The following is a 1,960-nucleotide window of genomic DNA, read 5'->3' as shown; positions in this document are numbered from 1 at the left end:
TCATCCATATATGTCTCTGCAATATTCCAGAGTGTATCACCGTGTTTTACTTCAATGCTCTTATAATTTGCAATTTTCACAGGCACAGATGTTTCTATGCTCTACGATTTCGTCTTCTCTTACCGGGGGCTCGCCAATCCATGAAAGTGCTTCATCCTGATCAAGAGTTTTTCTGCCATCTTCATGCACAAATAGTGGAATCCCAATTCCACCGCTTTTCTTTACTTCTTCAAAAATCGGATCGGTATCTCTCATTAACAAAAATTCTTTTAACTTACTGGTATCTTCTGTAATGTCTATATACGCTATATCAAGCCCTCTGGTATTCCTGATTGCTTTGAAGTTCCTGCAGTCAATACAGATGTCTGTTCCATATACTTTCAATTCCATTTTCTCCTTTACAATTTAATAGACTCTCGGAATCTCTAAGCCTTTATTTATCTGGCTTCTGAGATTCCTTTTTTATTTTTTCTCCACTTTTTTTCAATAAGCACTTGACATATGCCCCTAAAAATGCGGCGCTTCGCGCCTCTTGATTAACAACGCATATTGTTCCGGCAGTGCCGGACAGACTTTTTGATTTGGAGGTGTGTTTCATTGAAACCTATTAACGTTGGCGGTCATTCCGCCTATCAGAACCGTGTTCTGACTCAACTTCATAAATATTATCCTGATGCTGTGACTTCCCTCTCTTCATCAACCTGGCAGATTCTCGAAAAATTCTAGGCTTTGGATTTATCTGGTATTGATCGTCTAATGCAAGACCGATATTCCGTCTTTGGTCCTGAACCAAGACTCCCTTCCGATATGCTGCGTGCTATCCTTGTTTCAGTTGAATTTAAAATAACATCTTATACAAGATTTGCTTCTGATCTAAAAGAGAACATCTTCATGCCATTATTTCTGGTTTTACTGTAGGTGATACCCCCGGTGTCGGCACTTTCTATGACTTCCACAATCGCCTTTGGCTATCCGATAATAAAAATCTTTCGAATGCTATTCATCCGCCTAAAGAAAAACCCGAACCTGCAAATGTCTGGAAAAGGGTGTTCGCGATTGCAAGTGCAACCGTATCTATCACCAGCCTGACTGTGATATTGGTTGGGATTCCCATCGTAACCATTATTACTTTGGATATGACCTATACATGCTCACTGCATCTGACTCTGATAGTGATCTTCCGATTTTTCCTTTTTTAAGTCCTGCCTCACGCCATGACTCTCACGGATTCCTATACAACTGGTTTTCCATGAAACAGATGCTTCCTGATGCTGTCGTTAAAAAACTCCTTCTCGACTCGGCTCATGATGCGATGCCTTATTATGATTACTGCAAAGCGAATGGAATTACTCCTTTTATAGATCTTAACAGAAAAGGCGGAAGACCTCGTGTTTATAAGGACGACATTACCATCGGCAGTGATGGTATTCCACTATGCCCCAAAGGCTTTCCCATGAAGCAGGCTGCTGTTGAGCCTAAAAAGGGACGAATTAAATATCGGTGTCCTAAGATTACCTGCAAAGGTGGTACTCCGCAATGCATTTGCGAAGATCCTTGTTCCGATGCTAAGTATGGCAGAAATGTTCACCTTATTTTAAAAGATAATCCAAGGCTATTTAACAATCCACCTCGTGATAGTGCTGAATGGAAGCTGGAATATAATGCAAGAACATCTGCTGAGCGCTGTAACAAACGGGAAAAGATTGACTATAAATTAGAAGACGGCAGATACCGTTCATCTATGATGTGGTACTGCCACCTGTTTGCCATCATGATGTGTCAACATTTTGATGCGTGGACCTTGCCAAAGTCATCCCCGCTAAAAGATCTCTTTGAGCAAGCCGCTTAACTACATAAGCAATACCATTATAAATCATGTCAGGCACAAGGTCTATGAAAGTGCGCCATTTTTTTCAGTTTATTACTTGTCATATCCGTTCTGGATAATATTTACTTTTCA

2 protein-coding genes are annotated in these 1,960 nt (G+C 40.5%); one reads left to right on the top strand and one right to left on the bottom strand.

The window, feature by feature from the left end; genetic code table 11:
* Positions 1–60: 60 nt before the first annotated feature.
* Positions 61–390, bottom strand: coding sequence for a hypothetical protein (locus tag ACQRCC_RS15465; protein WP_427851639.1), 330 nt, complete (start codon positions 388–390; stop codon positions 61–63).
* Positions 391–1,249: 859 nt separating this feature from the next.
* Here ACQRCC_RS15465 and ACQRCC_RS15460 point away from each other — a divergent pair.
* Positions 1,250–1,849, top strand: a complete 600-nt coding sequence (locus tag ACQRCC_RS15460; RefSeq protein ID WP_427851638.1) for a hypothetical protein — start codon at positions 1,250–1,252, stop codon at positions 1,847–1,849.
* The last annotated feature ends 111 nt before the right edge of the window (positions 1,850–1,960 follow it).

This window comes from Sporofaciens sp. SGI.106, assembly GCF_050314255.1.
Lineage (GTDB): Bacteria > Bacillota > Clostridia > Lachnospirales > Lachnospiraceae > Claveliimonas.
The sequence above is the reverse complement of the archived record's forward strand: the minus strand, read 5'-3'. Positions and strand labels throughout refer to the sequence as shown.